This is a genomic window from Streptomyces anthophorae (assembly GCF_049310305.1).
In the GTDB taxonomy this organism is placed as follows: Bacteria; Actinomycetota; Actinomycetes; order Streptomycetales; family Streptomycetaceae; genus Streptomyces.
The window spans coordinates 4,873,089-4,898,806 of the sequence record NZ_JBLWQQ010000001.1; the positions used below are offsets into that span (position 1 = coordinate 4,873,089).

The following is a 25,718-nucleotide window of genomic DNA, read 5'->3' on the forward strand; positions in this document are numbered from 1 at the left end:
TGCGGCCTTCCGGCTACCGCTGGGCAGCGGCTTGATGGGGTCGAAGCCCCCAGTAACTCATAGCCGTGACGACGGCGAAGGCCGGGGTCCGCCCGTGTGCGTTCCCTTGCGTCCGGCTCTAATCGACTGTGACGACAACTGAATGCCAGCCGGAGGCGCCGTCGGGGATGGTAGGGGCGCGCTTTTCGGTCTGCGTCTCGCCCGTACGGTCGGTCGCCCGGACCGTCAGGGTGTGGCCGCCCTTGGGGGCGTCCCAGGCATAGGACCACTGGCGCCAGGTGTCGCGGGTGTCCTCGGCGGCGAGGCGGGCCTCCTCCCACGGCCCGTCGTCGACCCGTACTTCGACCTTGTCGATGCCGCGGTGCTGAGCCCAGGCGACCCCGCCCACCATGACGGCACCGGACTTGGGGCGGGCGAAGGGCTTGGGGGTGTCGATGCGGGACTGGGTCTTGATGGGTGCGCGCTGGGCCCAGTCCCGCTTGACCCAGTAGGGGTCGTAGGCGTCGAACGTGGTCAGTTCGATGTCCTGGATCCATTTGCAGGCGGAGACGTAGCCGTAGAGGCCGGGGACGAGCATGCGGACGGGGAAGCCGTGCTCGAAGGGCAGCGGCTGGCCGTTCATGCCGACGGCGAGCATGGCGTCGCGGCCGTCCATGACGTCGTCGACCGGGCTGCCGATGGTCATGCCGTCCACCGAGCGGGCCACCAACTGGTCGGCGGGACCACCCTTGGACGGTGGCTGCACCCCGCACTCCCGGAGCAGGTCGGCCAGGCGGACGCCGATCCAGCGGGCGTTGCCGACGTAGGGCCCTCCGACCTCGTTGGAGACACAGGTCAGGGTGATGTTTCGCTCGATGAGCGGCATCTTGAGCAAGTCGTCGAAGGACAGAGTCCGTTCGCGGGCGACCCCCTTGCCGTGGATGCGCAGCCGCCAGGAGGTGGCGTCGACCTTGGGCACCACGAGGGCGGTGTCGACACGGTAGAAGTCGCCATTGGACGTCATGAACGGGCTGATGTCCTTGATCCGCAGCGCCGCGCCCTTCGGCACGGGAGCCGCCTTCGAGGACGGGGCGGGAAGCACGACGTCCTTGCGAGAGGCGACAGCGCTCTGACCCTGGGAACCGTTGAGCGCGCGCCCGGCTAGGCCGGCGCCGGTGGAGGCAGCAGCCGCCGCGGTGGCCGCGAGGATGAAGCCACGCCGGTCCCACCCGGAATCGCCCAGGCCGTCCTCGGGGTGGGCGGACGTCGCGCCGCCGTCTGTGCGGGCGTCCCCTTCGACGGCGCCGGTGCCACCCGTATTCGTTGTCCTCGGCCCGTGCGCTGTCCGACCGGTGCGCCCCAGCCTTCCGATCAGCCAGTACAGCAAGCAGGCACCAGCCACGGCACCTACGACGGAAGGCAGTGCGTCGCTGACGCCGCTCGAGTCGGGCCGGCCGGTTGCGGCGAGCGCGCCGACCACACCGAAGGCGAGGACACCGAGCGAGCCGATCAGCCGCCACCGCGTGGCCAGCATCCCCAGAACAAGTGCCAGCGCGGTCAGCACGGCGAGAATTCCGAGCTGGAGAACGAGCTTGTCGTTGGTGCCGAACTGCCGGATCGCCCAGTCCTTCACCGCGGGCGGGGTACGGTCGATCGCCGCACCACCGACCGCGATGACAGGACCGGACTCAGGGCGGACAGCCGCCGAAACCAGTTCCGCCACGGCAATGGCCGCATATCCTGCGAGCAGCCCGCTGAGCGCACCCAGCGACAAGCGTTTGATGCCGCGCAGCGGCTCGTGTCGTGCGTCGTCGTCCATGACCGGAATCCGTTCTGGTGGCGCGTCCGGATTGGTCCGTTCACGCCATTGGGGGCATGGAGCGCTGTCCCGCAGCAACAGCAAGCAGACGCAACGGGTTCACCGCAGACGGAGACCAGAACGGGCCGGTGACCTCGCCGGTCGATGGGACGCTGCTGGCCGAACACCGCCGCGGTCACGGCGCCCATACTGAAGGAGTACGCTGCGGCCTCCCCCAGAGCGGTCGGCCGCCGAAGCACGGCAAGGAGTTCCGCTTCGCCAGGCCCGATACCTGGAGCGAGCCCGACGCCGAGATGGTGCAGGTCACCGACCGCTACGGCACCGCGCAGGCTCGCTCGGACTGGGTTCCCTCGCCTCTGGGATCAGGTTGTCAGGGTGAGCGCGACGGTGACGATGGCTCCCACATCGCCGAGTTCGATGTCGAGTCGGTCGGTCAGGTGCCGGGTTAGCCACAGACCCCGGCCACCTTCGCCTGCCTCGATCTCCGGCAGCTCGGACGGGATACTGTCCGCGGTGAAGCCGGGCCCCTTGTCGGTGATACGGCAGCGCAGCATCCCGTCGCCGTTGTAGGTCACCAGGTGGCCTTCCCCACCGCCATGTTCGACCGCATTGGCCAGCACTTCGTGGACGGCGAGGACGAAGTCGTGCCGGCGGGACTCACACAGCCCACTGCGTTCGGCGCACTCTGCTACGCGAAAGCGCAATGTGGGCAGGTCGACGGCGGTGAAGCGAGCTTCGAGCAGGGGCGCTTGGAGCGACACGGCCACGTGATTGGTCGTCATGCCGGCACCTCGCACAGGAGTAGCCGGTCGAGCGTGTCGGCGCCGAGCAGGCGGAGCACCTTCGCCTGCGTGTGCCTGCAACGGATTTCCACCCGCCCGCAGCCTCTGTCCGCCGCTACCAGGCGCAGCAGCAGCGCCGCACTGTCCACCCCCAGGAAGCACAGGTGGGTGAGGTCCAGCAGGAAGCGGGGGGCCGTTTGGCTGTGCGCAAGCGCGGTACGTACTTCGGTCTGCATCTGCGTGCGGGTGGCCACGTCGGCATCACCGGCCAGCCGCAGCCCGTTGACCGTATGCGCGGCCTCCAGCGCGCCGAGACTTTCCAGCAACGCGACCGGGTGACCGGCCCGCATGGCCTCGACAACCTCGGGGGTGAAGCGCCGACGGTCGTAGGTGCAGATCTCGGCGTAGCGGTGGTCGGTGAACAGCGCGTCGGCGTGGGTCTCACGGTGCATGACGTCTTCAACGGCAGGGCCCAGGTCTTGCACCCAGGCCATGTCGATGACCGACCTGAGGCCCGCATAGCCTTGCGCGCAGGCGCGATCGGTCTCCTCCCACAGTCTGCCGACCTGTCGTTCGGCCGTGAACCGGGTGTCGGGGAGGATCAGCTCGCGCATGCTGCTGAACTCCAACTGCCCACGCGCGCGGGCTGCTTCGGTTACCGGGCTGTGCGTGTGCATCCGCTCGTACACTTCGTCGCGCGGGACATCGGGGTCGGCGAGCATGACGACTTTCTCACCGCGGACCAACCCGTGGTGCGCGAAGGCGATGAGGATGTCCCAGCGCGCCTCGTCGTCTTCGTAGCTGGCGAACGCGTGGTCGCCCAGCCGCATCCGCTCCACGGGGAGGCCGAGAACTTGCGTGTGCATCGGCGGGGGCATTGCATCCCTCTTCTATCTCGTGCAGTCGGGGTGCGGCTTGAGGGATCGACGTTAGTGACACCTGTCGGGCAACGAACCGATTGCCCTGAACGGGGCGGACAATGACCGGTTGCGCCCTCCGGGCGGCCAGGTGGTGCCACATACAGTCCCGTAGCGGCCTGCCCCAGACGGCTTCATTGACGTGCCCTGTGCGGGACGGTCAGCCCACATCGACGTCGTCAGCCTGAGCAGTTGCCTCTCTTCCTCGTCGTCCTTCGGTGGGTAGTCATCACTGGTCGCTACCAGGAAGCCCTGTGTTTCCGGACAATGAATCAGCGCCCGCGACCACCCAGCACAAGATCGCGGACACTTTCAATCCGTTGCATTTGGGTGTGGGCTCCACAGGAGTGTCGGGAAGTGGGCCGAGTGCCAGACCGTGACTTCAGATGCCGTCGGCCGCGGCGGACGTGCCCTGGTGCACTGCCGATTCCGTATCGTCTGGTGAGACCGAGCAGCCGCCAAGCGCAGCGACCGTCTCGCCTGTCGGGGCCTTGTCCGCCGTCCATTGCGTCGAGCAGATCCGGGCGAGGTCCAGCACCCACTCCAGATCCCGCTCCGGCAACTGAGCTGCCACGCTGTCCAGCCATTCCTGCTCGGTCATGCTCCGACCCTCCCAGGGCAACCCGCATCAGGGGTACAAGTTCCGCCAATCTCCTGGGAGCACGAGCCCAACCGCGGCTTCCTGCGCGCGCTGCACGCCCTCGCGCGGGCCGCGGGCGAGATCGGTGAGCAGGCGGAGTACGAGCGCTGCACGCAGTTCCTGAAGGACTCCTCGGAGTCGGCCGCGCAGACGCTGACCTGAGCTGCTGACCTGAGCTTTCGTCGTGCGGTGAGGCCCGCCGGTCCATTGTGACCAGGCGGGCCTTGCCGTTTGCGGGGACGATTGCGGAGGATGCAGTCGGGGACCGGGGCCCCGTGTCGGTAACGGCAGGGCGGACCGCTACCCGGAGTACAAAACAGGAGACAGCGATGTCCCACGACGCGGATCACCACGCGGATCAGGGCGGAGAAACGCCCGACGCACCGCATCTCGACTTCGCGGGCACCACGCCCTACGAGGACTACGTCCAGGCCGACGTCCTCACCCACCTCCAGCACCTGCGCTCGGACGACCCCGGCGAGATGGTCTTCCTGGTCACCACCCAGGTGATGGAGCTGTGGTTCACGGTCATCGTGCACGAGTGGGAGACGGCCGCCCGCGCGCTCGGCACGGACGACGTGCCGACGGCGGTCGCGGCGCTGAAACGGTCCGTCAGGGAACTGGAGGCGCTCAACGCCTCGTGGCGGCCGCTCGGCCAGCTCACCCCGGCCCAGTTCAACTCGTACCGGTCCGCGCTCGGCGAGGGCAGCGGCTTCCAGTCGGCGATGTACCGGCGCATGGAGTTCCTGCTCGGCGAGAAGTCGGCGTCGATGCTGGTGCCGCACCGCGGCGCGCCCCGGGTGCACGCCGAGCTGGAGAAGGCGCTGCACGAGCCGAGCCTGTACGACGAGGTGCTGCGGCTGCTGGCCCGGCACGGCCATCCGGTGCCGCGCGCCGTCCTCGACCGCGACGTGTCGCAGAAGTACGAGCCGTCGCCGGAGGTCGAGGCGGTGTGGACGCGCCTGTACGCGGGCGACGAGAACGACGAACTCGCGCGTCTGGGCGAGGCGTTGACGGACGTCGCCGAGCTGGTGTGGCGCTGGCGCAACGACCATCTGGTGGCCACGCGGCGCGCGATGGGCGCGAAGGCGGGCACGGGTGGCTCCGCCGGTGTGGCGTGGCTGGAGAAGCGGGCGCGGAAGAACGTGTTCCCCGAGCTGTGGACGGCGAGGTCCCATGTCTGATCTGCACGAGCGGGCGAAGGAACTGGACGCCGCCGATCAACTCGCCGGTGTACGGGGCGAGTTCGTCCTCGACGGCGAGGGCGTCTACCTGGACGGGAACTCGCTGGGCGCGCTGCCCGCGAACGTTCCGGGACGGGTCGAGGACGTCGTGCGGCGGCAATGGGGCGAGCTGCGGATCCGGTCCTGGAGCGAGTCGGGGTGGTGGACGGCGCCGGAGCGGATCGGCGACGTGATCGCTCCGCTCGTGGGCGCGGGCGCGGGGCAGGTCGTGGTCGGGGACTCCACGAGTGTCAATGTTTTCAAGGCACTTGTGGGCGCGGTACGGCTCGCGGGCGGTCCCGGGGCCGGGCGCGACGAGATCCTCGTCGACGCGGCGACGTTCCCGACGGACGGGTACATCGCCGCCTCCGCGGCCCGGATGACGGGCTGTTCGGTGCGGGCGGTGGAGCCGGGGGAGGTGCCGGGCGCGCTGTCGTCGCGCACGGCGGCGGTGCTGCTGAACCACGTCGACTACCGCAGTGGCCGGCTGCACGATCTGCCGGGGCTTACGGCGGCGATCCGTGCGGCGGGGGCGGTCTCGGTGTGGGACCTGTGCCACAGCGCGGGCGCGCTGCCGGTCGGGCTCGACGAGCACGGGGTCGATCTCGCCGTCGGCTGCACGTACAAGTTCCTGAACGGGGGGCCGGGGTCGCCCGCGTACCTGTACGTGCGCAGGGACCACCAGGCGGCCTTCGACTCGCCGCTGCCGGGGTGGAACTCGCACGCCGAGCCGTTCGGGATGCGGTCCGAGTACGAGGCCGCGGACGGGGTCGTACGGGGGCGGGTCGGGACGCCGGACATCCTGTCCATGCTGGCGTTGGAGGCGGCGCTGGAGGTCTGGGCGCGGCCCGACGTCTCGGTCGACGCGGTGCGGGCCAAGTCCCTCGCGCTTACGGACTTCTTCCTGGAGTGCGTCGAGGCGTACGTTCCCGGGGGCCGGGTCGAGGTCGTGACGCCGGTCGGGCACGGGGAGCGGGGGAGCCAGGTGGCGTTGCGGTGCGCGGATGCGGGGGACGTGATGGGGCGGCTGATCGGGGCCGGGGTCGTGGGTGACTTCCGGGCCCCGGACGTGCTGCGGTTCGGGTTCACGCCGCTGTATCTGTCCTTCGCGGATGTGGAGCGGGCGGCGTCGGTCCTGGCGCGGGAACTCTCTTAGCGTCAGCCGTCTTTGGCGGACGGGGGTGCGGGTGGCCGGGGCACGGCGGTCGTCGTCGCGGCCGCGGCCGACCGGGTCCGCGGCCGCTGCGGGGGCGTCGGTGCGGGGGTTGGCGCCCGCGGTGCCGGTTGCGCGGCACCGGTGTCCCGCGGGCTGTGCCGGTGCCCGCTCGTCTCCCACCGCCCGCCCCCTCCGGGGGCTCCGGTCGTCCGGCCCCCGGCCGCTTCGTCGGGGGCGGCGCCGGTCGTCCCGTTGCGCGGCACCGGGGCTTGAGCCCCGGAGGGGGCGGGTGGGTGGGAGGTGACCGGGCAAGCGGCCTGACCTACGGCTCACCCCGCATAGACCCCCGCCACCCCCGCCGCCACGACCGCCGCCACCGCGCGCTCCGCGTCCGCCTCCGTGGGGGCGGTGCCCGAGGTCAGCAGCCGGTAGTACAGCGGAGCGGACACCGCTCGGACGACCTCCGGCGGATTCGTGCCGGGGGGCAGTTCGCCGCGGGTCACCGCTTGTTCCACGCAGGGGGCCCACTCCGCCACCCGGACCTCGTAGAAGTGGGCGAGGGCCGAGGCCGTGCGCGGGTCACAGGCGGCCGCGGCGATCACCGAGCGGAACAGGGGGCCCTGCCGGGGGTCCGCCAAGGTGCGTTGCACGAGGCGGGCGTTGGCGGTCAGGTCGCCGTGCAGCGTGCCCGTCTCGGTGCGGGGGAGCGACTCCTGGGCCATCTGGTCGAGGAGGTCGGCGACGAGGCCCGTGGGCGTGCCCCAGCGCCGGTACACGGTCGTCTTGCCGACGTCCGCGCGCCGCGCGATGTCGCCCAGGTCGAGCCGGTCGAAGCCGTGTTCCGCCAGGATGTCGCCCGCCGCCTCGAGCACCGCGGCGCGGACACGGGCCGTGCGCCCGCCGGGACGGAGCGTGCCGGGTTCGTGCGCTTCGGTCGGGTTACCGGTCATGCCCGCCAGGGTAACGGCACGAAGGAACCGTTTGTGCGGTCACTGTACGTGTTGACGCACGTCACGGGCCTGGTAGCGTCCGCATACCGCGACGCATCGGCTGCCTGCTGGTTCGTTCGTATTTGGTCAAGTTCCGCACGATGTCGAGAGGTTGGAGCATGCCAGACCCCGACAAGTCCGGCGCCGCCCGCGCGGAGGCGGAGGAGGCGTCGGCCTTCTCGCACCCGGCCGTGCCGCCGGACGTCAGCGCCGCGTACGGCGATCACCCGGATCAGGTCGTCGACTTCTACGCCCCTAGGGACGGTTCGACGGCGGCCCCGCTCGTCGTGGTCCTGCACGGCGGCGCGTGGCGGGCGCCGTACGACCGGCAGTACATGACCCCGTTCTGCGACTTCCTCGCGAGGCGCGGGTTCGCCGTGGCCAACGTCGAGTACCGGCGGGGGTCCGGGAGTGTGGGGGGCATCCCCCCACAGGGAACAGCGCTGCCGCATCAAGGTGTCGAGGGCCCCGTCGCCGGGCGCTGGCCGGAGACCTTCGACGACGTGGCGACCGCGCTCGACGCGATGCCCGCGCTCGCCGCCGAGCACCTGCCGTCGGCCGACCCGCGCCGCACCGTCGTCACCGGTCACTCGGCGGGCGGCCAGCTCGCGCTGTGGGCGGGGGCCAGGCACGTGCTGCCGGAGGGCGCGCCGTGGCGCACCCCGAACTCGGCGGCGCTGCGCGGCGTCGTCGCCATCGCCCCGCTCGTGGGCTTCGTGCTCGCCGAGGAGCTGGGTGTCTGCGGCGGAGCGTGCATCCAACTCCTCGGTGGTATGCGGGAGTTGTTCGACGAGCGACGGCCGTACGCGGACCCCGTGGAGCTGCTGCCGACCGGTGTCGCGACGACCGTGGTGCAGGGCCGTACGGACACGACCGTGCCGTTCGAGCTGGCCGAGGCGTACGCGGACGCGGCGGCGAAGGCGGGCGAGGTCGTGGGGGTCACGTTCCTGGAGGAGGTCGGCCACTTCCCGGTGATCGACCCGGCCGCGGACGCCTGCGCGGTGGTCGCGGAGGAGATCGCGCAACTGGCCTGGTGACCCTCCGGGGGCGGGCGCATAGTCCTTGCGACGGACCCCGCCGAACCCTCCTCCGTGCGGACGCGGGGCGCCGCCCCGCGACCTACCGTGAATGCCATGACCGACACGACCATCGTCCAGGGCCCGCGCGAGCACAGCCCTGAGATAAATCTCGCCAAGGCGGCGCTGCGGGGGCTGCGCGAGGACCTGTTCCGGGGGGTGCTCGCGTACCGGCCGATGCCGCGGGCGGGCACGGACGGGCCGTGGGCCCGGCAGTTCCCGGAGCGTTTCCGCCGGCACCTGGGGCTCCTGCCGCACGCCGTCGTCCTCGGCCTCGCCGGGCTCACGCTGATCACGGGCATGGCGAGCTACGGCGCCCTCGACGACGGCTTCTTCGCCCTCGTCGCCGGGCTGATGGCGTCGGTCCCGGTGGCGCTCACCCTGCTCCGCCCGGTCCTCGCCTTCTGGCTCTCGCTGGGGGCCGCCCCGATCCTGGTGTGGGCGACGAGCGACGACCTCTACCCGTGGTCGGGCGGCAGCATCCTGGGCCACACGGTCGTGATGATGGTGGTCGCTGCGCGCACCCGGCCGCGTACGGCGGCGTGGGTGTGGGCCCTGTCTACGCTGTACTCGCTGGTCTCCGCGGCGGTCTTCGGCGGCCTGAACGGCGGCATCGCCGTCCCCATGACGGTGCTCTCCGGCATCGGGGTCGGCATCGTCGCGCTCGTCCAGGTCAACCGGAACGCGCGCCGCGAGGTCGTCCAGGAGCGCACGGTCACCGCGGTCGAGCGGGACCGGCGCACGCTCCTGGAGGAGCGCACGAACATCGCACGTGAGCTGCACGATGTGGTGGCGCACCACATGTCGGTCGTCGCCATCCAGGCCGAGGCCGCCCCCTACCGCGTCGAGAACCCGCCGCCCGAGCTGGAGCAGGCCTTCGTCACGATCCGGGAGAACGCGGTGGCGGCGCTCACCGAACTGCGCCGGGTCCTCGGTGTCGTACGCGCCGAGGACTACGAGGCGCCCGACGCCCCGCAGCCCACGCTCGCCGACCTCGACAGGCTCCTGGAGAACGTGCGGGAGGCGGGCCTGCCCGTGACACGGACGGTGACGGGCGCGGTCCGTGAACTCCCGCAGGGCGTCGAGCTGTCGGCGTACCGGATCGTGCAGGAGGCGCTGAGCAACGCGCTGCGGCACGCCCCGGGCTCGCAGGCCGCCGTCGAGGTGTCGTACGTCCTCGGGGGCCTCGGCCTGCGGATCGTCAACGGCCCGTCCACTGGTCTGGTCAAGCCGAGCCCCGGCGCCGGACACGGCCTCACCGGGATGCGCGAGCGGGTGTCGATGCTGGACGGCGAGATGACGGCGGAGGGGACGGCCGACGGCGGGTACGAGGTGGCGGTCTTCCTCCCCGTCGCCCGCGCCTCGGCCACCGGGACGGAGGGCGAGGCGTGATCCGGGTCCTGGTCGCCGACGACCAGATGATGGTCCGCGAGGGCTTCTCCGTGCTGCTGAACGCGATGCCGGACTTCGAGGTCGTCGGCGAGGCCGTCAACGGCGTGGAGGCCATCGCCAAGGTCCGCGAACTGCGCCCCGACGTCGTCCTGATGGACATCCGGATGCCGGAGCTGAACGGCATCGAGGCGACCCGCGAGATCGTCGCGGCGGACGCGGGCACGAAGGTGCTCGTCCTGACCACCTTCGACCTGGACGAGTACGTGTACCAGGCGCTGCGGGCCGGGGCCTCCGGCTTCCTCCTCAAGGACGCCTCCGCGCGCGAACTCGCCGACGGCGTACGGGTGGTGGCGGGCGGCGAGGCCCTCCTCGCGCCGACCGTGACCCGCCGCCTGCTCACCGAGTTCGCCAAGCTGTCCGAGACCTCGCCGGTCCCGGCGGGGCGGCAACCGGGCGCGTACGGGGAGCTGACCGAGCGCGAGACGGAGGTGCTCGTCCTGATCGCGCAGGGCCTGTCGAACATCGAGATCGCGGAGCGGCTCGTGGTCGCCGAGTCGACGATCAAGACGCATGTGAGCCGGGTCCTGGTGAAGCTGGGCCTGCGCGACCGGACGCAGGCGGCGGTGTTCGCGTACGAGGCGCGTCTGGTCACGCCGGGGTGAGACGGCCGGGGTGGCACGTCTGGTCACGCCGGGGTGAGCGGGGCTAGCGTCCGTGCATGGACGCGCCCGTGGAATCGTTCGACCCCTGGTCCCCGGCCTTCGTCGCCGACCCGTACCCCGCCTACGCGGCCCTGCGCGAGGCCGGCCGGGTGCACTGGTTCGAGCCCTCGAACCAGTACCTGATCCCGCACCACGCCGACGTCTCGGCGCTCCTGCGCGACCGCCGCCTGGGCCGCACCTACCAACACCGCTACGCCCACGAAGACTTCGGGCGGACGGCCCCGCCGCCCGAGCACGAGCCGTTCCACACCCTCAACGACCACGGCATGCTCGACCTGGAGCCCCCGGACCACACGCGCATCCGCCGCCTGGTGTCGAAGGCGTTCACGCCCGGAACGGTGCGCCAACTCCAGCCATATGTAGAGAAGTTGGCGGGCGAACTCGTCGCCGGGCTCGTCGCCGAAGGCGGCGGCGATCTGCTCACGGCCGTCGCCGAACCGCTGCCCGTGGCCGTCATCGCCGAGATGCTCGGCATCCCCGAGTCCGACCGGGCGCCGCTGCGGCCGTGGTCGGCGGCGATCTGCGGGATGTACGAGCTGAACCCTTCGCAGGAGACGGCGCGGGCGGCGGTCGCCGCGTCCCTCGAATTCACCGAGTATCTGCGGGAGTTGATCGCGCGGCGCCGGGTGCGCCCCGCCGACGACCTGATCTCGGGGCTCATCGCCGCCCACGACGACGAGGACGGCACGGGGTCCGCACCCGCCCGCCTCACCGAGCAGGAGATGATCTCCACCTGCGTCCTGCTCCTCAACGCGGGACACGAGGCCACGGTCAACGCGACCGTGAACGGCTGGTGGGCCCTGTTCCGGCACCCCGAGCAGCTGGCGGCCCTGCGCGCGGACCACTCGCTGGTCCCCACCGCGATCGAGGAGCTGATGCGCTACGACACCCCGCTCCAGCTCTTCGAACGCTGGGTGCTCGACGAGATCGAGGTGGCGGGCACCACGATCCCGGCCGGTTCGGAGGTGGCCCTGCTGTTCGGCTCGGCCAATCACGATCCGGCCGTGTTCACCGACCCGGCCCGCCTGGACCTGACCCGTCGGGACAACCCGCACATCTCCTTCTCGGCGGGCATCCACTACTGCATCGGCGCCCCGCTCGCCCGCATCGAACTCGCCGCGTCCATGCGGGCGTTGCTGACGCAGGCGCCGACGCTGCGGCTCGCGGCCGAGCCGGAGCGCAAGCCGAACTTCGTCATCCGGGGCCTGGCGGGTCTGCGCGTCGAGCTGTGAGGAGGCGGGGCGGCAGCGCCCCGGCCGGCGCTCAGCTGGACATGTCCCGCCTGCGCAGCCCGACCAGGCCCACGGCGACGAACACGGCCGCGAGCACCGCCTCCACGACCACCGGGCCCCACGACATCTCCCCGCCCGGCAGCTTCGGCAGATGCCCGAACGGCGAGACGTCCATGACCGCCTGCGGCAGCTTCAGCGCAGGGCCGATCCAGCCGATGAGGAGCGCCGCACCCGCCGCCGCCCACGCGGCGACGGCCGCCCTCGGCAGCAGCCCGTACAGCAGCACGGCCACCCCGCCGAGCGTCCAGATCGCGGCGAGCTGGACCAGGCAGGCGCCGATGACGGGCCCGAACTCCTTGCCGTAGCCGGCCGCGAGCCCCACCCCGCCGAGCAGCATGATCAGCGCGGCGCCCGCGAAGGCGATCACCAGGTGGCCACCGGCCCAGGCGATCCGGCCCACCGCGTTCGCGAGGACCGGTTCGGCGCGCTGCGAGGTCTCCTCGCCGCTGAGCCGGAGCACCGCCTGCACGATGTAGAGCGCGGCGACCATCCCGAGCATGCCGACCATCGTGGCGAGGAAGGCGTCGGTGATGCCGGAGTGGCCGCCCATCCGCTCGATGATCTCCACGGTGTTCTCGCTGTCGCCGACGAGGTCGGCCGCCCCCTCGGTCATTCCGCCGAAGACGACACCGGCCGCGAGGAACCCGAGCGACCAGCCGATGACGCTGCCCCGCTGGAGCCGCCAGGCCAGCGCGCCCGCCGTGCCGAGGCGCCCGTCCGCGGGGCCCGGCCGGGACGGCAGGAAGCTCATGCCGATGTCGCGCCGCCCGGCCAGTTCGTAGCCGACCGCGCCCTGGATCAGGACGGCCGCGAGGAAGAGACCGAGCACCCACCACCGCTCGTCGGCGAACGCGCGGGTGTTCTCGACCCAGCCGATCGGCGAGATCCAGGTCAGCGGGGACGAGCCGTCGTTGGTGCCGGAGTCGCCCGCCGCGCGCAGCACGAAGGCGACACCGAGCACCGCCGAGGTGGCACCCCGCGCGAGCCGCGCGCTCTCCGTGAACTGGGCGACGATCGCCGCCATCGTCGCGAACACCGTCCCGCAGCCGCCGATCGCGAGCCCGAGGGCCAGGGCCCCCGCGCCGCCCTGGGAGGCGAGGCCGCCCGCGATCAGCAGCGCGAGCACGGCGTTGGCCACGAGGGCCGTGAGCAGTGCGGCGGTCAGCGGCGCGCGCCGCCCCACCATCGCCGACGACACCAGCTCCTGCCGCCCGCTCTCCTCCTCGTCCCGGGTGTGCCGCACGACGATGAGCAGGCTCATGATCGCGGCGAAGACCGCGGCGAACGTGCCCCCGCGCCAGGCCGTGAGCGCGCCGAGCGAGTCCCCGAACACGGGCCCGTACATGGCGCGCATCGAGCCGTTGGTGTTCATGGAGGCCGCGATGTCGGCCCGCTCGGCGGCCGTGGGCCAGACGCCCTTCAGCGTGTTCGGCATCGACACGACCATCACGGTGGTGATGGCGATCCATACGGGCATCATCACGCGGTCGCGCCGCAGCGCGAGCCTGAGCAGCGTCCCGGTGCCGGCGAGGTGCCGTGCGCCGCCGGACCGGGAGGCGCCGTGTCCATCAGCGGCTCCGCCGCGGGGGCCGTCGTTCACGAGGATGGTCATCGCGCCACCGCCGCCTCGGGGGTACGGACGTCCTCCTGGTAGTGCCGCATGAACAGCTCTTCCAGGGTGGGCGGGGTGCTGGTCAGCGAGCGCACACCGGACCCGGCGAGCGAGCGGAGCACGGCGTCGAGCTTGTCGGTGTCCACCTGAAGCTTGACGCTTCCCCAAGCTCTCGAACCAGCTCGAGCAGGGGAGTCCCCATAGCCCTGGACGTCGAGGTCGTGCACCCCGGGAAGCTCGCCCAACCCGCCCGGCTCACCCGCGAGTTCGGCGGTGACGCTGGTGCGGGTCAGATGCCGCAGCTCGGCCAGCGAACCGCTCTCCACGGTCACGCCCTTGCGGATGATGCTGACCCGGTCGCAGAGCTCCTCGACCTCGCTGAGGATGTGCGAGGACAGCAGCACCGTGCGCCCGTGCTCGCGCGCGGCCTCCTCGACGTAGGACTGGAAGACGTCCTCCATCAGCGGGTCGAGCCCGGAGGTCGGCTCGTCGAGGATCAGCACATCGATGTCGACGGCGGCGAACGCGGCGACCAGGGCCACCTTCTGCCGGTTGCCCTTGGAGTAGGTGCGGCCCTTCTTGGTCGGGTCGAGTTCGAAGCGCTCGATGAGCTCGGCCTTGCGCTTCTTGTCGAGCCCGCCGCGAAGGCGTCCGTAGAGGTCGATGACCTCGCCCCCGCTGAGATTGCGCCACAGCGTCACGTCACCGGGTACGTACGCGACCTTGCGGTGCAGCTCCACGGCGTCGGCCCAGGGGTCGCGGCCGAGCAGCTGCACGGCGCCGGAATCCGCGCGCAGCAGACCGAGCAGGACGCGGATGGCGGTGGACTTCCCCGCTCCGTTCGGGCCGAGGAAACCGTGCACTTCTCCGGCCTCGACATCCAGGTCGAGGCCGTCCAGCGCGTGGGTCCTGCCGAACGACTTGTGCAGTCCGGAGACCGTGATTGCCTTCGTCATGTTTCTGAAGCTACGCGCACTTCACAAACTTGTGAAGTTAAGGAAACGTATAAACTGGCGTCGCAGGCCGGGCAAGGGGAGAGGATCGGGACATGGGTACGCAGGGCATGGACGGGACGCAGGCGCGGGCGGCCGACGAGGCCCGCTCCCGGTTCGTCGAGCGTTTCGCCGCCCAGCTCGTCGAGGCCGGCATGACCCGGATGCCGGCCCGCATCTTCTCGGCCCTGCTCGCCTCCGACTCCGGCGCCCTCACCTCCGCAGAACTGGGCAAGCAGCTCCAGGTCAGCCCGGCCGCGGTGTCCGGGGCGGTGCGCTATCTGACCCAGCAGCACATGGTCACGCGCGAGCGCGATCCCGGGACGCGGCGCGACCTCTTCCGGGTGCACAGCAACCAGTGGTACGAGGCGCTGGCCAACCGCGACAGCATCCTGACGCGCTGGGAGGACGCGCTGCGCGAGGGCGTCGACAGCCTCGGCGCGGACACCCCCGCGGGCCGCCGCATCGGCGAGACCCTGGCCTTCTTCGAATTCGTCCAGGTCGAGTTCGAGGGCCTCCTGGAACGCTGGCGCGCCCACCGCAAGACCCTGGGCTTCTCGGACAACTGACCGCATTCAAGAGCGCTGGGTGCTTGAGTCGCGGCATTCAAGCCCCTGCGGCGATTGAGCAGCGGGGTCCGGGGCAGAGCCCCGAGACCTCAGCCACGGTGCCGGTCAACAATCCCGCTACGGAAGCGCGAGCGACCACGCCCCGGCCCGCACCGACCACGTCCGCCTGCGCACCGGCCCCCCGATCGTCACCCGATCCGCCCGGTACCGGAAATCCGCCCCGGTCACCGTGACCGTACGCGCCCGCACCGAGACGGGCGCCTCCGCGGCCCTGCGCACCTCCACCCGCGCGAACCCGTCCCCCGCACAGGGCGTCACCGAGACGCCCCGCACCGGCTGGTCGAGGTCGACGAGCGTCGCCCCGTCCGCCTCGATCCGCAGCCGCGCGGGGTGCGCCTCGCCCGCATCGGCGCCGCGCGGCGAACGCGCCGCGAGATTCCGGACCAGCGAGCCGCACGTCCGCCACCAGGGCCTGCCACCCCCCTGCCCCGAGCCCGCCGGATCGGCGATCGGCGGGATGCACAGACCGCCGAGCACCACCCCGTCGCTGTCGTCCACCAGCAGATCGAGCCGCCGCGGCGCCCCGTCCAGGGCGGCCCGCGCGGCCTCGACCGTGCCCCCGGGCACCCCGAGCGAACGGGAGAGCGACACCGCCGCCCCCACCGGCACCATCGAGAACACCGCGTCCGCCAGCTCCCGCTCCCGGTGCAGCAGGGACACCGCGCGCAGCAGCGCCCGGTCGTCGCCGACCACGACGGGGCGCCGCGCACCCCGTTTGGCCAGCGCTTTCGCGAATTCCGCGGGGCCTTCCGGCAGACACACCTTCGCCGTCGAACCCGCGCACAACACGTCCTTCGCGATGCGCACGGACTCCCCGTCGGCGCGCATCGCGAGCGGATCGACGATCACCAGGAGCTGCCGCGACAGCCCCTCGCTCGCGCCGTCCGTACGGTCAGATGGATGGTCCAAAGCCGCCACCTCGGCCTTGCCTCGCTTCCTCGGGTAGCATCTTTGTGCAAGAGCCCCTTGCGCTATTGCGCCAGGGGCTTCGTCTATTCCGGGGCACCCCAAGGCTCACGAAGGCACGCCGCAAAGCCGCGGCCACAGCCCCTGACCTTGGACATGCCCCGCCCGGAAGGGGTGTACGCCTGTGCCCGCACTTGTGCTGCTCGGTGCTCAGTGGGGTGACGAAGGCAAGGGAAAGGCCACCGACCTGCTCGGTGGATCCGTGGACTATGTAGTGCGCTACCAGGGCGGCAACAACGCCGGCCACACGGTTGTCGTAGGCGACCAGAAGTACGCGCTGCATCTCCTCCCTTCCGGAATCCTCTCGCCGGAGTGCACGCCGGTCATTGGAAACGGTGTCGTCGTCGACCCGTCGGTCCTGCTCTCCGAGCTGAGCGGTCTGAACGAGCGCGGCGTCGACACGTCGAAGCTCCTGCTCAGCGGTAACGCGCACATCATCACGCCCTACAACGTGACGGTGGACAAGGTGACGGAACGCTTCCTCGGGAAGCGGAAGATCGGCACCACGGGCCGCGGCATCGGCCCGACGTACGCGGACAAGATCAACCGCGTCGGCATCCGCGTCCAGGACCTCTACGACGAGTCGATCCTCACCCAGAAGGTCGAAGCGGCGCTCGAGGTCAAGAACCAGCTCCTGACGAAGCTCTACAACCGCCGCGCCATCGAGGCGCAGCAGGTCGTCGAGGAGCTGCTCGGCTACGCCGACAAGATCAAGGGCTACGTCGCCGACACCACCCTGGTGATCAACGACGCGCTCGACGAGGACAAGGTCGTGCTGTTCGAGGGCGGCCAGGGCACGCTCCTGGACATCGACCACGGCACGTACCCCTTCGTCACCTCCTCGAACCCGACCGCGGGCGGCGCCTGCACGGGTGCGGGCGTCGGCCCGACGAAGATCAGCCGCGTCATCGGCATCCTCAAGGCCTACACGACGCGGGTCGGCGCGGGCCCGTTCCCGACCGAGCTGTTCGACCAGGACGGCGAGGACCTGCGCCGCATCGGTGGCGAGCGCGGTGTCACCACCGGCCGCGACCGTCGCTGCGGCTGGTTCGACGCGGTGATCGCCCGTTACGCGACGCGCGTCAACGGCCTCACCGACTTCTTCCTGACGAAGCTCGACGTGCTCACCGGCTGGGAGCAGATCCCGGTCTGCGTCGCGTACGAGATCGACGGCAAGCGCGTCGAGGAGCTCCCGTACTCCCAGACCGACTTCCACCACGCGAAGCCGGTCTACGAGTACCTGCCGGGCTGGTCGGAGGACATCACGAAGGCCAAGACCTTCGCGGACCTCCCGAAGAACGCGCAGGACTACGTGAAGGCGCTGGAGGAGATGTCCGGCGCCCCGATCTCGGCGATCGGCGTCGGCCCGGGCCGCGACGAGACGATCCAGGTCAACTCGTTCCTGTAAGCCCTCACCGGCTTGTGCGCCCCGGTCCGCTTCGGCGGGCCGGGGCGTCGCCGTTCGCGGGGCGCCGGCCCGGTGACCCTCACCCCGACCTGTCGTACGTCACCGGCGCCTCGCCGCCCGACATCGCGCGCTCGAGCTCGCCGGTCGCCGTGAGGGTGAGCGTGCTGGATTCGCCCGGGGTGCAGGCGGAGGCCGGCTGGGCCGTGGTCGGATCGGTGGGGCCGATGCGGACCGTGGAGGACGTCGCCGACTCCAGCCGGCCCCGGAAGACGCAGTGGTAGGGCTCGCCGTTCTTCTGGTAGCCGTCCGCCGTCAGGGAGAAGACCGTGTCGCCGGAGGCGCCCTGCTGGAGCGTGATGCTGCGCGGGTGGTGGCCGCCTGCGTTGTCGATCGCGCCCTCCCACGTGCCGAGGAACGTGGTCGGTATGTCGCCCGCGGCGGACTGCGGGGACTCCTCCTGGGAGCTCGTCTCCCGGGTCGCGGGGCTCGGGTCCGGGGAGGCCGGGGCCGAGGTGGCGGACGTGGGGGAGACCTGGTCGTCGGCCCGGCCGGACGGCTTGTCCTCGCCGTTCATCAGCGCGTACACCGAGCCGCCCGCACCGAGCGCCACGACCAGCGCGACCACGATGAGCGCCGGAGTGGAGCGATTGCGGTGCGGCGGCTCGGGAGGCGGCGGGCCGTACGGCGGGGTCCGGCCCCAGCCGCCGGGCGGATGGCCGTTGGCGGGCGCTTGGGGCCGGGGCTGGGGCTGAGCGGGGTGCGGGTGGCCGTACTGCGGCGCGGGCGCGGGCGGCGGGGTCGCGGGTGCTTCGTGGGAGACCACCGTCGGCAGATGGTTCAGCGAGGCCCCGCCGGGCGTGCCCGGCGGTGGGGGCGCGGCCGGTTCGGGAGCGGGCGCCGGAGTCCCGGCCGTGCTCTCCGGGTTCTCCGTGTCGAGCAACTTCACGGCGTGCCGGGCGAGTTGGGCGACCAGCGCGCCCGGCAGCCACGGGTCACGGGTGCGGCCGCCGTCGCCCAGCGCGTCGTCCACGCCGGTCCGCTCAAGTATCTCGTCGAGCGTGGGACGGTCGCCGGGCCGCTTGTGCAGACAGTCGCGGACGAGATCCTGGAGGCCCTCCGGAAGGTCCGTCAGCTCCGGCGGCTCCTCCGCGATGCGGTACATCAGGGCGTGCACCCCGCTGTCGGTCGTACGGAACGGCAGCCGCCCCGAGGCCGCGAAGGCGAGCACGGACCCGAGACAGAACACGTCGCACGCCGGAGTGATCCGGTCGCCGCGCACCTGCTCGGGCGCCATGAATCCGGGCGAGCCGACGAGCGCTCCGGTGCGGGTCAGCCCGCCGTCGGTCACGGTCTCCAGGGCGCGCGCTATGCCGAAGTCGATCACGCGCGGGCCGTCGATGGTGATCAGCACGTTCGACGGCTTCAGGTCGCGGTGCACGATGCCCGCCGCGTGGATGTCCTTGAGCGCGTGCGCGAGGCCGCCCGCGAGGATGCGCACCGAACGCTCGGGCAGCGCGCCGTAGTCGTGCGAGACGACCTGCTGGAGGCTGGGCCCCGCCACGTACCCGGTCGCCACCCAGGGGAGCTCCGCGTCCGTGTCCGCGTCGAGCACCGGAGCCGTCCACGCGCCGCCGACCCGCCGCGCGGCCGCCACTTCCTGCCGGAACCGGTTCCTGAACTCCTCCTGCTCCGCGAGCTCTTCGCGGATCACCTTCACCGCGACCGTACGACCGCGCTCCGAGCGCGCCAGATACACCTCACCCATGCCGCCCGCGCCGAGCCGGCCGAGCAGTCGGTACGCGCCGATGCTCTGCATACCCTCCATGTCGCGCCACCCTCCCCCGGTATGTGTGCAACGAACTGAGAATAATGCGGACATACGACAGAGAGGCCCCCCGCGGGCCGAGCGGTTCCGTTCGTCGACGTACGTTGACGAACGCCGGCGAACGTCGGCGCGGACACCGCGGCGCCGATCGTTAACCGTCACCAAGCGCGGCGTTAACCCGGCCGTTCGTAGCGTCAGGGGCATGGACAACCTCCCACCGGCGGCGGAGCTCGGCGCCCATCTCGGCCTCGATCTGCTCGCCGTGACCCTGCTGACCTTCGGCATCTTCTATCCGCGGCATCGCAGGCGCGAGCTCGTGCCCGCGTATCTCGCGCTGAACGTCGCCCTGTTCGCGGTCGTCGCCGCGCTCGGCGAGGTCGGCAAGGGCGGCGGACTCGCCCTCGGGTTCGGCCTGTTCGGAGTGCTGTCCATCGTGCGGCTGCGCTCGGACGCGCTGCGGCACCAGGAAGTCGCGTACTACTTCGTGACGCTGGTCCTCGGGCTGCTGTGCGGGCTGCGCGCACTCGGCCTCGGCGTCACCGCCGCGCTCGCCGCGCTGCTCCTCGCGGTCGTCTACGTGGCCGACCACCCGCGCCTGTACGCCCGTGACCGCCGGGCCGTCGTCACCCTCGACGCCGTGTACGTCGACGAGGACGCGCTGCGGGCCGAACTGGCGAGGCGCGTGGGACGGCCCCATGGTTGGACCGTGCAGGAGATCGACTACGTACGCGACCTGATGGTCGTGGAAGTTCGATTCCGGCAGCCGGATGCCCGGGAACGATCGGAGGCGCCCATACGTACCTCTCGTACCCACAGGGGTGCTCATGACCGTCATGAGCCTCGCAGTACGACGAAGACCGCAGCCGCCTATCACCAGGAGACCGTGTGATCCCCGCCGTACGCGCCATCGGGCGCGCCGCACTTGCCGCCAAGCCGTTGTCGCTCGATGAACTGAACAACAGGGCAGAGCTGTTGGCCCGCTACGACAACAGCTATCTGGTGCCGGTGGAGGTCTTCGAGGACTTCGCGGCGCTGCTGACCGACCCGCGGCGCCCCGAGGGCCCGTTCCGCTCGCTGTCCGTGAACGGCCGCCGCTGGTTCTCCTACAGATCCACCTATTACGACACCGCCGACCTGCGCACCTATCACGACCACCGGCAGGGGCGCCGGCTCCGCTACAAGATCCGCGAGCGGCTCTACCAGGACACGGGGGAGCGGCAGTTCGAGATCAAGCTCAAGAACGGGCGGGGCGAGACCGTCAAGCACCGCCGCCGCCTGGAGGGCGAGGAGCGGCCGCTCGACGCCGCGCAACAGGGCTTCCTCGCCGGTGTGCTCGGCGGGGCGTACGGCATCGAGGCGCCCGAGGGGCTCGAACCCTCGCTGGTCACGGACTACCAGCGCGCCACGTTCGTCGCCGACGGGCAGCGGATCACGTGCGACGCGGGGCTCGTGGTGCGGGATCTCGCCGACGGGCGGACGGTTCGGTCGGACGGGGGGCTGGTCCTCGTCGAGACGAAGACGCGCGGTCAGCTGACCGAGGCGGACCGGGTGCTCCATCGCTTCGGCGTGCGCACGGCCGAGTTCACGAAGTACTGCGGCGGATTCGCCGCACTGCGACCCGAGTTGGGCATCAACCGCTGGGCCCGGGCGACCCGGGAGGCGTTCCCCCACTCAAGCCTCTGCGGCGATTGAGCAGCGGGGTCCGGGGCGGAGCCCCGAGACCGCAACGCCGGTGCAGGTCAACCCCACCGAAGCGTGACCACCGCTCCGCTCTCCCCCGAGCCGAAGGAGACCGTCCCCCCGGTCTCCTCGGCCGTGCGGCGGACGATGGAGAGGCCGAGGCCCGTGGAGCCGCCCCCGCTGGCGCCACGGGTCTCGGCCTCCGCCGGGATGCCGGGCCCGTCGTCCGCGACGACCAGCTCCACGGCGGAGCCCTCCGTGCGGACGGAGATCCGGAAGCCGACCCCCTGCGGCGTGTGGTCCAGAACGTTCCCGATCAGCGCGTCGAGCGCCGCGACCAGCTCGTCCTCCGGCACGGGCACCGCCACCGCGGCCCGGGGCACCGACACCTCCAGGTCCCGCCCCTGGTCCGTGGCGAGCGGCTCCCAGAAGTCCGCGCGTTCCCGGGCGACCGCCGCGAGGTCCGCCCCCGCCACCCCGCGCAGCGGCTTGCGCGCCTTGCGGATGACGTCGTCCACGCCCAGTTCGAGCGCCGCGACCCCCGCCGCGATCCGCTCCGCCTCCTCCGCGTCCCGCAGCCCCTCCGCGTCCAGGCGCAGCGCCGCGACGGGCGTGCGCAGCCGGTGCGCGAGGTCGGCCGCGTTCTCCCGCTCGGCGGTGAGCAGTTCGTCGATGCGGGCCGCGAGATGGTTCAGCTCGGCGGCCACCGAGCGCAGCTCCGGCGGCCCCTGGGGCTCGGCGCGGGCGGTCAGATCGCCGCCCGCGAGCCGGTCCGCCGTCCCGGCCAGCGCCCGCGTCGCCCCGACGAGCCGCGCCCCGAGCCGGTCCGCGAGCAGCAGCCCGATGAGCACGAGGCCGAGCCCGATGCCGGCCAGCGTCAGCCACGACGAGAGCATCCCGTCGTACAGCTGCCGGCTGGTCAGGCTCACCCGGACGACGGCCGTGCCGCCCTGCGCGCCCTGCACCGGCACGAAGACCTGACGGCCTCCGCTCGGCGGCTCGTACGTGAAGGCGCGGCCCGCCCGCGCGAGGCGCACCGCGTCGGTGACGGCGGCCGGGGCGCCGATCACCTTGCCGTCGGCGAAGATCAGCGAAGTGTCCGGCTGGTCCCCGGAGTTGACGCTCTCCACGGCCTGTTCGGCACCGGCCCGCTCGTCCGGACTGTGCAGCGTGGGGCCCATCGCGGCGGCCACCCACTGGGCGCGGGCGGTGGCCTCCGCGGTCGTACGGTCCGCGGCGTGGCTGCGGGTGAGCAGGGTCAGCGGAACGAGCAGCGCCGTCAGGACAAGGGCGGTGGTGGCCGCGGTGAGCAGCAGCAGGGTGCGGCGCACTACGACGCCGCCCGGTCGTCGGGGGCCATCAGCTTCACACCCACCGTGCGTACGGTGTGGAGATAGCGCGGCGACTGGGCCGACTCGCCCAACTTCCGTCTCAGCCAGGACAGATGGACGTCGACGGTCTTGTCGGCGCCGCCCAGCGGCTGCTGCCACACCTCGGCGAGCAGCTCGCGGCGCGAGACGACCTGTCCCGGTCGCTGGGCGAGATGGGCGAGCAGGTCGAACTCGCGCGGCGTCAGGTCGAGCGGCCGCCCGTCGAGCGTGACCTCGCGGGACGCGGGCGTGATCACGAGGCCGCCGACCGTGAGCGGCTCGTCGGCGTCGGCGGGCAGCCCGAGACGGCGCAGCACCGCCTTGATCCGGGCGTCCAACTGGGCCGCGCCGAACGGTTTCACGATGTAGTCGTCGGCCCCGTCCCCGAGCACCGCGACCATCTCGCCCTCCTCGTCGCGGGCCGTCGCCACGATCACCGGTACGTCGCTCACCGCGCGCAGCATCCGGAGTATTCGGGCGCCGTCCACATCGGGCAGGCCCAGATCGAGGACGACCAGATCGGGCCGGTCGGTGACGGCGGCATCGAGACCGGCCATGCCGGTGGCCGCGGTGGCGACGGCGTGCCCCCGGTCGCGCAGGGCACGGACCAGGGCGTTCCGCAGGGCGGGATCATCTTCGACGACCAGGAGATGTGGCATTTGATCACCGTATGTGTGGGGCGCCCGCGGGCCCCGGCGGGGTCCTGCCGACGTCAGTCGTCGTCATCGTCGTCGGGGACCAGTACGGCCCGGGGCGTGCCCGAGGCGGCCGAACACCGGATCTCGTAGTGCCGGTCCGGGCTGTCGTCGTCGGAGGGTTCCGCCTCCAGGCGGGCCACCCGCCCAGGACCACGTACGACGTCGTCGTCGATCTCGTAGCCGTCGGCCGGGCTCCACGCCACCAGGTACACGCTGCCGTCCGTCCCGCACTCGACGGTCGCCGAGCCGCCGGTGAACCGGATCGTGCGGCGCTGGTCGGCGGGGGCCGGGGCGGCGGACGAGGTGTCGGCGCGGGGCGTCGACGCCTGCGCGGAGGCCAGGGCGCGGTGAACCGCGGCGTCGTCGAGGGGATGGCCGTGCGAGCCGGTCTCCGCGTTCGCGTCGGAGCCGGCGAGCTGCCAGGCGCCGAGCGCGCCCGCTGTCGTGCCCACGGCGACCCAGGCCGCGGTCACGGCGACATTGCGCCAGCGGCGCGCGTTCGGCTTGGTCATGCGGACAAGCCTGCCCGACGGTTTCCTAACGCCACGCTAAAAGCAGCTCAGGAGGTGCCCGGGAACGGGCGCGACAGGGGCGGGCCGGGGCGGGGCGACAGACTGTCGGGTTCGGCGGCGTCCCACAGACAGGACGCCGATGGTGTGCCGGTGCATCGCGCATTTACCCTCGGCCCCATGACCCCTCAGCCGAATCCCCAGGTCGGCGCCGCCGTGAAGGCCGCGGACCGCAAGCACGTCTTCCACTCCTGGTCGGCACAGGAGCTGATCGACCCGCTGGCCGTCGCCGGCGCCGAAGGCTCCTACTTCTGGGACTACGAAGGAAACCGCTACCTCGACTTCACCTCCGGCCTCGTCTACACGAACATCGGGTACCAGCACCCGAAGGTCGTCGCGGCGATCCAGGAGCAGGCCGGGAAGATGACGACCTTCGCCCCCGCCTTCGCCATCGAGTCGCGCTCCGAGGCCGCACGCCTCATCGCCGAGCGCACCCCCGGCGACCTCGACAAGATCTTCTTCACCAACGCGGGCGCCGACGCCGTCGAGCACGCCCTGCGGATGGCCCGCCTGCACACGGGCCGCCCGAAGGTGCTCTCCGCGTACCGCTCGTACCACGGCGGCACCCAGCAGGCCATCAACGTCACGGGTGACCCGCGCCGCTGGGCCAACGACACCGGCACCGCGGGCGTGGCCCGTTTCTGGGCCCCGTTCCTGTACCGCTCCCGCTTCTACGCGGAGACGGAGGAGCAGGAGTGCGAGCGCGCGCTTGAGCACCTCGAATCCACGATCCAGTTCGAGGGCCCGTCGACGATCGCCGCGATCATCCTGGAGACGATCCCGGGCACGGCCGGCATCATGCTCCCGCCGAAGGGCTACCTCGCGGGCGTCCGCGAACTCTGCGACCGCTACGGCATCGTGTTCATCCTCGACGAGGTCATGGCGGGCTTCGGCCGTACGGGCAAGTGGTTCGCCGCCGACCTGTACGACGTGACGCCGGACCTCATGACCTTCGCGAAGGGCGTGAACTCCGGTTACGTCCCGCTGGGCGGCGTCGCGATCTCCTCCGCCATCGCCGAGACGTTCGCGAAGCGCCCGTACCCCGGCGGCCTGACCTACTCCGGCCACCCGCTGGCCTGCGCCGCCGCCGTCGCCACCATCAACGTGATGGAGGAGGAGGGCATCGTCGAGCACGCGGCGAAGCTCGGCTCCGAGGTCATCGAGCCGGCCCTCCGCGACCTCGCCGAGCGGCACCCGTCCGTGGGCGAGGTGCGCGGCGTCGGCATGTTCTGGGCCCTGGAGCTCGTACGTGACCGCTCCACGCGCGAGCCGCTGGTCCCGTACAACGCGGCCGGTGAGGCGAACGCCCCGATGGCCGCGTTCGGCGCCGCCGCCAAGGGGGCCGGTCTCTGGCCCTTCATCAACATGAACCGCACCCACGTGGTCCCGGCCCTCAACATCACGGAGGCCGAGGCCAAGGAGGGCCTCTCCGCGCTGGACGCTGCGCTGGCGGCAGCGGACGCCCACGTGGCGTGACATCCGGGTGACCGGGGGCCGGGGGCCGACCGGGGGCGGGTGACCGGGGGTCGGGGGCCGACCGGGGGCCGGGTGACCGGGGGTCGGTGGCCGACGGCCGGTGGCCGGGGTTGGGCCGGCGGTCTGGTGCCGTGGGCCGGGGTTTGGCCAGGTGGTCGGGGCCGGGCCCTGGGGCTCGACCGGGCGTCGGGGTGGGGCGGGTGTGACCGGGGCTGGCCGCCCGGAGGCCCGGCCGCCCGAGGCCCGGCCGCCCGAGGCCCGGCCCGTTCCCCCGCCCCTCTCCCACCCGCCCGCCCCCTCCGGGGGCTCCGGTCAGGAGCCCCCGGGCCCTGGCTCCTGCCACCCGCACCGGGCTTGAACCGTGAGGGCTGCGCCCTCAACCCTCCGGCTGTGGGCTGTGGGCTGTGGGCTGTGGGCTGTGGGCTGTGGGCTGCGCCCTCACCCCTCTGCCTGAGGGCTGTGGCCTGCGCTCTCACCCCTCACCCCTCGGTCTGTGGGCTGTGGCC

23 protein-coding genes and 2 pseudogenes are annotated in these 25,718 nt (G+C 71.9%); 13 read left to right on the forward strand and 12 right to left on the reverse strand.

The genetic code is table 11. The features are described from left to right. Positions 1-118 precede the first annotated feature (118 nt). Positions 119-1,798, reverse strand: a complete 1,680-nt coding sequence (locus tag ACNYS0_RS22220; protein ID WP_422476176.1) for a sulfite oxidase — start codon at positions 1,796-1,798, stop codon at positions 119-121. A gap of 183 nt (positions 1,799-1,981) precedes the next feature. On the opposite strand from ACNYS0_RS22220, the pseudogene ACNYS0_RS22225 reads away from it, so the two are divergent. Next, positions 1,982-2,130, forward strand: a pseudogene (locus ACNYS0_RS22225) (NF041680 family putative transposase); the annotation flags it as partial. A 30-nt stretch (positions 2,131-2,160) separates the two neighbouring features. Here ACNYS0_RS22225 and ACNYS0_RS22230 read toward each other — a convergent pair. The 3 genes from ACNYS0_RS22230 to ACNYS0_RS22240 all read right to left on the reverse strand — a co-directional run bounded on the left by ACNYS0_RS22230 (position 2,161) and on the right by ACNYS0_RS22240 (position 4,098). Continuing rightward, on the reverse strand, positions 2,161-2,580 hold the full coding sequence (locus ACNYS0_RS22230) for an ATP-binding protein (RefSeq protein WP_422476178.1): 420 nt from the start codon (positions 2,578-2,580) through the stop codon (positions 2,161-2,163). Beyond that, positions 2,577-3,458 carry an MEDS domain-containing protein gene (locus tag ACNYS0_RS22235; protein ID WP_422476180.1) on the reverse strand — a complete coding sequence of 294 codons (882 nt, stop codon included), beginning with the start codon at positions 3,456-3,458 and terminating at the stop codon, positions 2,577-2,579. Before ACNYS0_RS22235 ends, ACNYS0_RS22230 begins: the two co-directional genes overlap by 4 nt. Positions 3,459-3,879: 421 nt before the next feature. After that, positions 3,880-4,098, reverse strand: coding sequence for a hypothetical protein (locus ACNYS0_RS22240; RefSeq protein ID WP_422482924.1), 219 nt, complete (start codon positions 4,096-4,098; stop codon positions 3,880-3,882). A 45-nt stretch (positions 4,099-4,143) separates the two neighbouring features. Here ACNYS0_RS22240 and ACNYS0_RS22245 point away from each other — a divergent pair. The 3 genes and pseudogenes from ACNYS0_RS22245 to kynU form a co-directional block, all read left to right on the forward strand. Next, positions 4,144-4,299 (forward strand): annotated as a pseudogene (locus ACNYS0_RS22245) (DUF3151 family protein); the annotation flags it as partial. Positions 4,300-4,466: 167 nt separating this feature from the next. Further along, the gene (locus ACNYS0_RS22250) at positions 4,467-5,321 is read left to right on the forward strand and encodes a tryptophan 2,3-dioxygenase family protein (RefSeq protein ID WP_422476182.1); all 855 of its coding nucleotides are present in this window, start codon (positions 4,467-4,469) and stop codon (positions 5,319-5,321) included. Beyond that, positions 5,314-6,516 carry a kynureninase gene (kynU, locus tag ACNYS0_RS22255; RefSeq protein ID WP_422476184.1) on the forward strand — a complete coding sequence of 401 codons (1,203 nt, stop codon included), beginning with the start codon at positions 5,314-5,316 and terminating at the stop codon, positions 6,514-6,516. Before ACNYS0_RS22250 ends, kynU begins: the two co-directional genes overlap by 8 nt. Before the next feature lie 329 nt (positions 6,517-6,845). On the opposite strand, the gene ACNYS0_RS22260 is transcribed toward kynU, so the two are convergent. Beyond that, positions 6,846-7,466, reverse strand: a complete 621-nt coding sequence (locus ACNYS0_RS22260) for a TetR/AcrR family transcriptional regulator (protein WP_422476186.1) — start codon at positions 7,464-7,466, stop codon at positions 6,846-6,848. A 158-nt stretch (positions 7,467-7,624) separates the two neighbouring features. Between ACNYS0_RS22260 and ACNYS0_RS22265 the strand changes: the two genes are divergently transcribed. The 4 genes from ACNYS0_RS22265 to ACNYS0_RS22280 all read left to right on the forward strand — a co-directional run bounded on the left by ACNYS0_RS22265 (position 7,625) and on the right by ACNYS0_RS22280 (position 11,927). After that, entirely contained in the window at positions 7,625-8,542 is a 918-nt protein-coding gene (locus ACNYS0_RS22265) for an alpha/beta hydrolase (protein WP_422476188.1), read from the forward strand. A gap of 96 nt (positions 8,543-8,638) precedes the next feature. Further along, the gene (locus ACNYS0_RS22270) at positions 8,639-9,973 is read left to right on the forward strand and encodes a sensor histidine kinase (RefSeq protein ID WP_422476189.1); all 1,335 of its coding nucleotides are present in this window, start codon (positions 8,639-8,641) and stop codon (positions 9,971-9,973) included. Next, positions 9,970-10,635, forward strand: coding sequence for a response regulator (locus ACNYS0_RS22275; RefSeq protein ID WP_422476191.1), 666 nt, complete (start codon positions 9,970-9,972; stop codon positions 10,633-10,635). The genes ACNYS0_RS22270 and ACNYS0_RS22275 overlap by 4 nt, the downstream gene beginning before the upstream one ends. 56 nt (positions 10,636-10,691) lie before the next feature. After that, positions 10,692-11,927 (forward strand): cytochrome P450, encoded by a 1,236-nt coding sequence (locus ACNYS0_RS22280; protein WP_422476193.1) that lies wholly within the window; start codon positions 10,692-10,694, stop codon positions 11,925-11,927. 31 nt (positions 11,928-11,958) lie between these two features. Here ACNYS0_RS22280 and ACNYS0_RS22285 read toward each other — a convergent pair whose 3' ends face one another. Both ACNYS0_RS22285 and ACNYS0_RS22290 read right to left on the reverse strand, forming a co-directional pair. Then, entirely contained in the window at positions 11,959-13,599 is a 1,641-nt protein-coding gene (locus ACNYS0_RS22285; RefSeq protein ID WP_422476195.1) for an ABC transporter permease, read from the reverse strand. After that, on the reverse strand, positions 13,596-14,555 hold the full coding sequence (locus tag ACNYS0_RS22290; RefSeq protein WP_422476197.1) for an ABC transporter ATP-binding protein: 960 nt from the start codon (positions 14,553-14,555) through the stop codon (positions 13,596-13,598). Before ACNYS0_RS22290 ends, ACNYS0_RS22285 begins: the two co-directional genes overlap by 4 nt. Before the next feature lie 92 nt (positions 14,556-14,647). Between ACNYS0_RS22290 and ACNYS0_RS22295 the strand changes: the two genes are divergently transcribed. Further along, positions 14,648-15,160 carry a GbsR/MarR family transcriptional regulator gene (locus tag ACNYS0_RS22295; RefSeq protein ID WP_422476199.1) on the forward strand — a complete coding sequence of 171 codons (513 nt, stop codon included), beginning with the start codon at positions 14,648-14,650 and terminating at the stop codon, positions 15,158-15,160. Between the two features lie 117 nt (positions 15,161-15,277). On the opposite strand, the gene ACNYS0_RS22300 is transcribed toward ACNYS0_RS22295, so the two are convergent. Beyond that, entirely contained in the window at positions 15,278-16,138 is an 861-nt protein-coding gene (locus ACNYS0_RS22300; RefSeq protein ID WP_422476201.1) for a diacylglycerol kinase, read from the reverse strand. A gap of 172 nt (positions 16,139-16,310) precedes the next feature. Between ACNYS0_RS22300 and ACNYS0_RS22305 the strand changes: the two genes are divergently transcribed. After that, positions 16,311-17,594, forward strand: coding sequence for an adenylosuccinate synthase (locus ACNYS0_RS22305; protein ID WP_326023879.1), 1,284 nt, complete (start codon positions 16,311-16,313; stop codon positions 17,592-17,594). 79 nt (positions 17,595-17,673) lie between these two features. Here the strand turns inward: ACNYS0_RS22305 and ACNYS0_RS22310 are convergent, their stop codons facing one another. Then, positions 17,674-19,410 (reverse strand): protein kinase domain-containing protein, encoded by a 1,737-nt coding sequence (locus tag ACNYS0_RS22310; RefSeq protein ID WP_422482750.1) that lies wholly within the window; start codon positions 19,408-19,410, stop codon positions 17,674-17,676. A 211-nt stretch (positions 19,411-19,621) separates the two neighbouring features. Between ACNYS0_RS22310 and ACNYS0_RS22315 the strand changes: the two genes are divergently transcribed. Next, on the forward strand, positions 19,622-20,308 hold the full coding sequence (locus tag ACNYS0_RS22315; protein WP_422476203.1) for a DUF4956 domain-containing protein: 687 nt from the start codon (positions 19,622-19,624) through the stop codon (positions 20,306-20,308). After that, a complete protein-coding gene (locus ACNYS0_RS22320; RefSeq protein WP_422476205.1) occupies positions 20,305-21,111 on the forward strand; it encodes a polyphosphate polymerase domain-containing protein in 807 nt (268 codons plus the stop codon). Before ACNYS0_RS22315 ends, ACNYS0_RS22320 begins: the two co-directional genes overlap by 4 nt. Positions 21,112-21,158: 47 nt before the next feature. Here ACNYS0_RS22320 and ACNYS0_RS22325 read toward each other — a convergent pair whose 3' ends face one another. From ACNYS0_RS22325 to ACNYS0_RS22335, 3 genes are read right to left on the reverse strand one after another with little or no spacing between them, the layout of a single operon-like run. Then, positions 21,159-22,430: a sensor histidine kinase gene (locus ACNYS0_RS22325; protein ID WP_422476207.1), complete on the reverse strand. Its 1,272-nt coding sequence runs from the start codon at positions 22,428-22,430 to the stop codon at positions 21,159-21,161. Beyond that, complete coding sequence (locus ACNYS0_RS22330; RefSeq protein WP_422476209.1) at positions 22,430-23,128, reverse strand: response regulator transcription factor; 699 nt, start codon at positions 23,126-23,128, stop codon at positions 22,430-22,432. The genes ACNYS0_RS22325 and ACNYS0_RS22330 overlap by 1 nt, the downstream gene beginning before the upstream one ends. Positions 23,129-23,181: 53 nt before the next feature. Continuing rightward, the gene (locus ACNYS0_RS22335) at positions 23,182-23,679 is read right to left on the reverse strand and encodes a hypothetical protein (RefSeq protein ID WP_422476211.1); all 498 of its coding nucleotides are present in this window, start codon (positions 23,677-23,679) and stop codon (positions 23,182-23,184) included. Between the two features lie 177 nt (positions 23,680-23,856). On the opposite strand from ACNYS0_RS22335, the gene ACNYS0_RS22340 reads away from it, so the two are divergent. Next, the gene (locus ACNYS0_RS22340) at positions 23,857-25,212 is read left to right on the forward strand and encodes an aspartate aminotransferase family protein (protein WP_422476213.1); all 1,356 of its coding nucleotides are present in this window, start codon (positions 23,857-23,859) and stop codon (positions 25,210-25,212) included. The last annotated feature ends 506 nt before the right edge of the window (positions 25,213-25,718 follow it).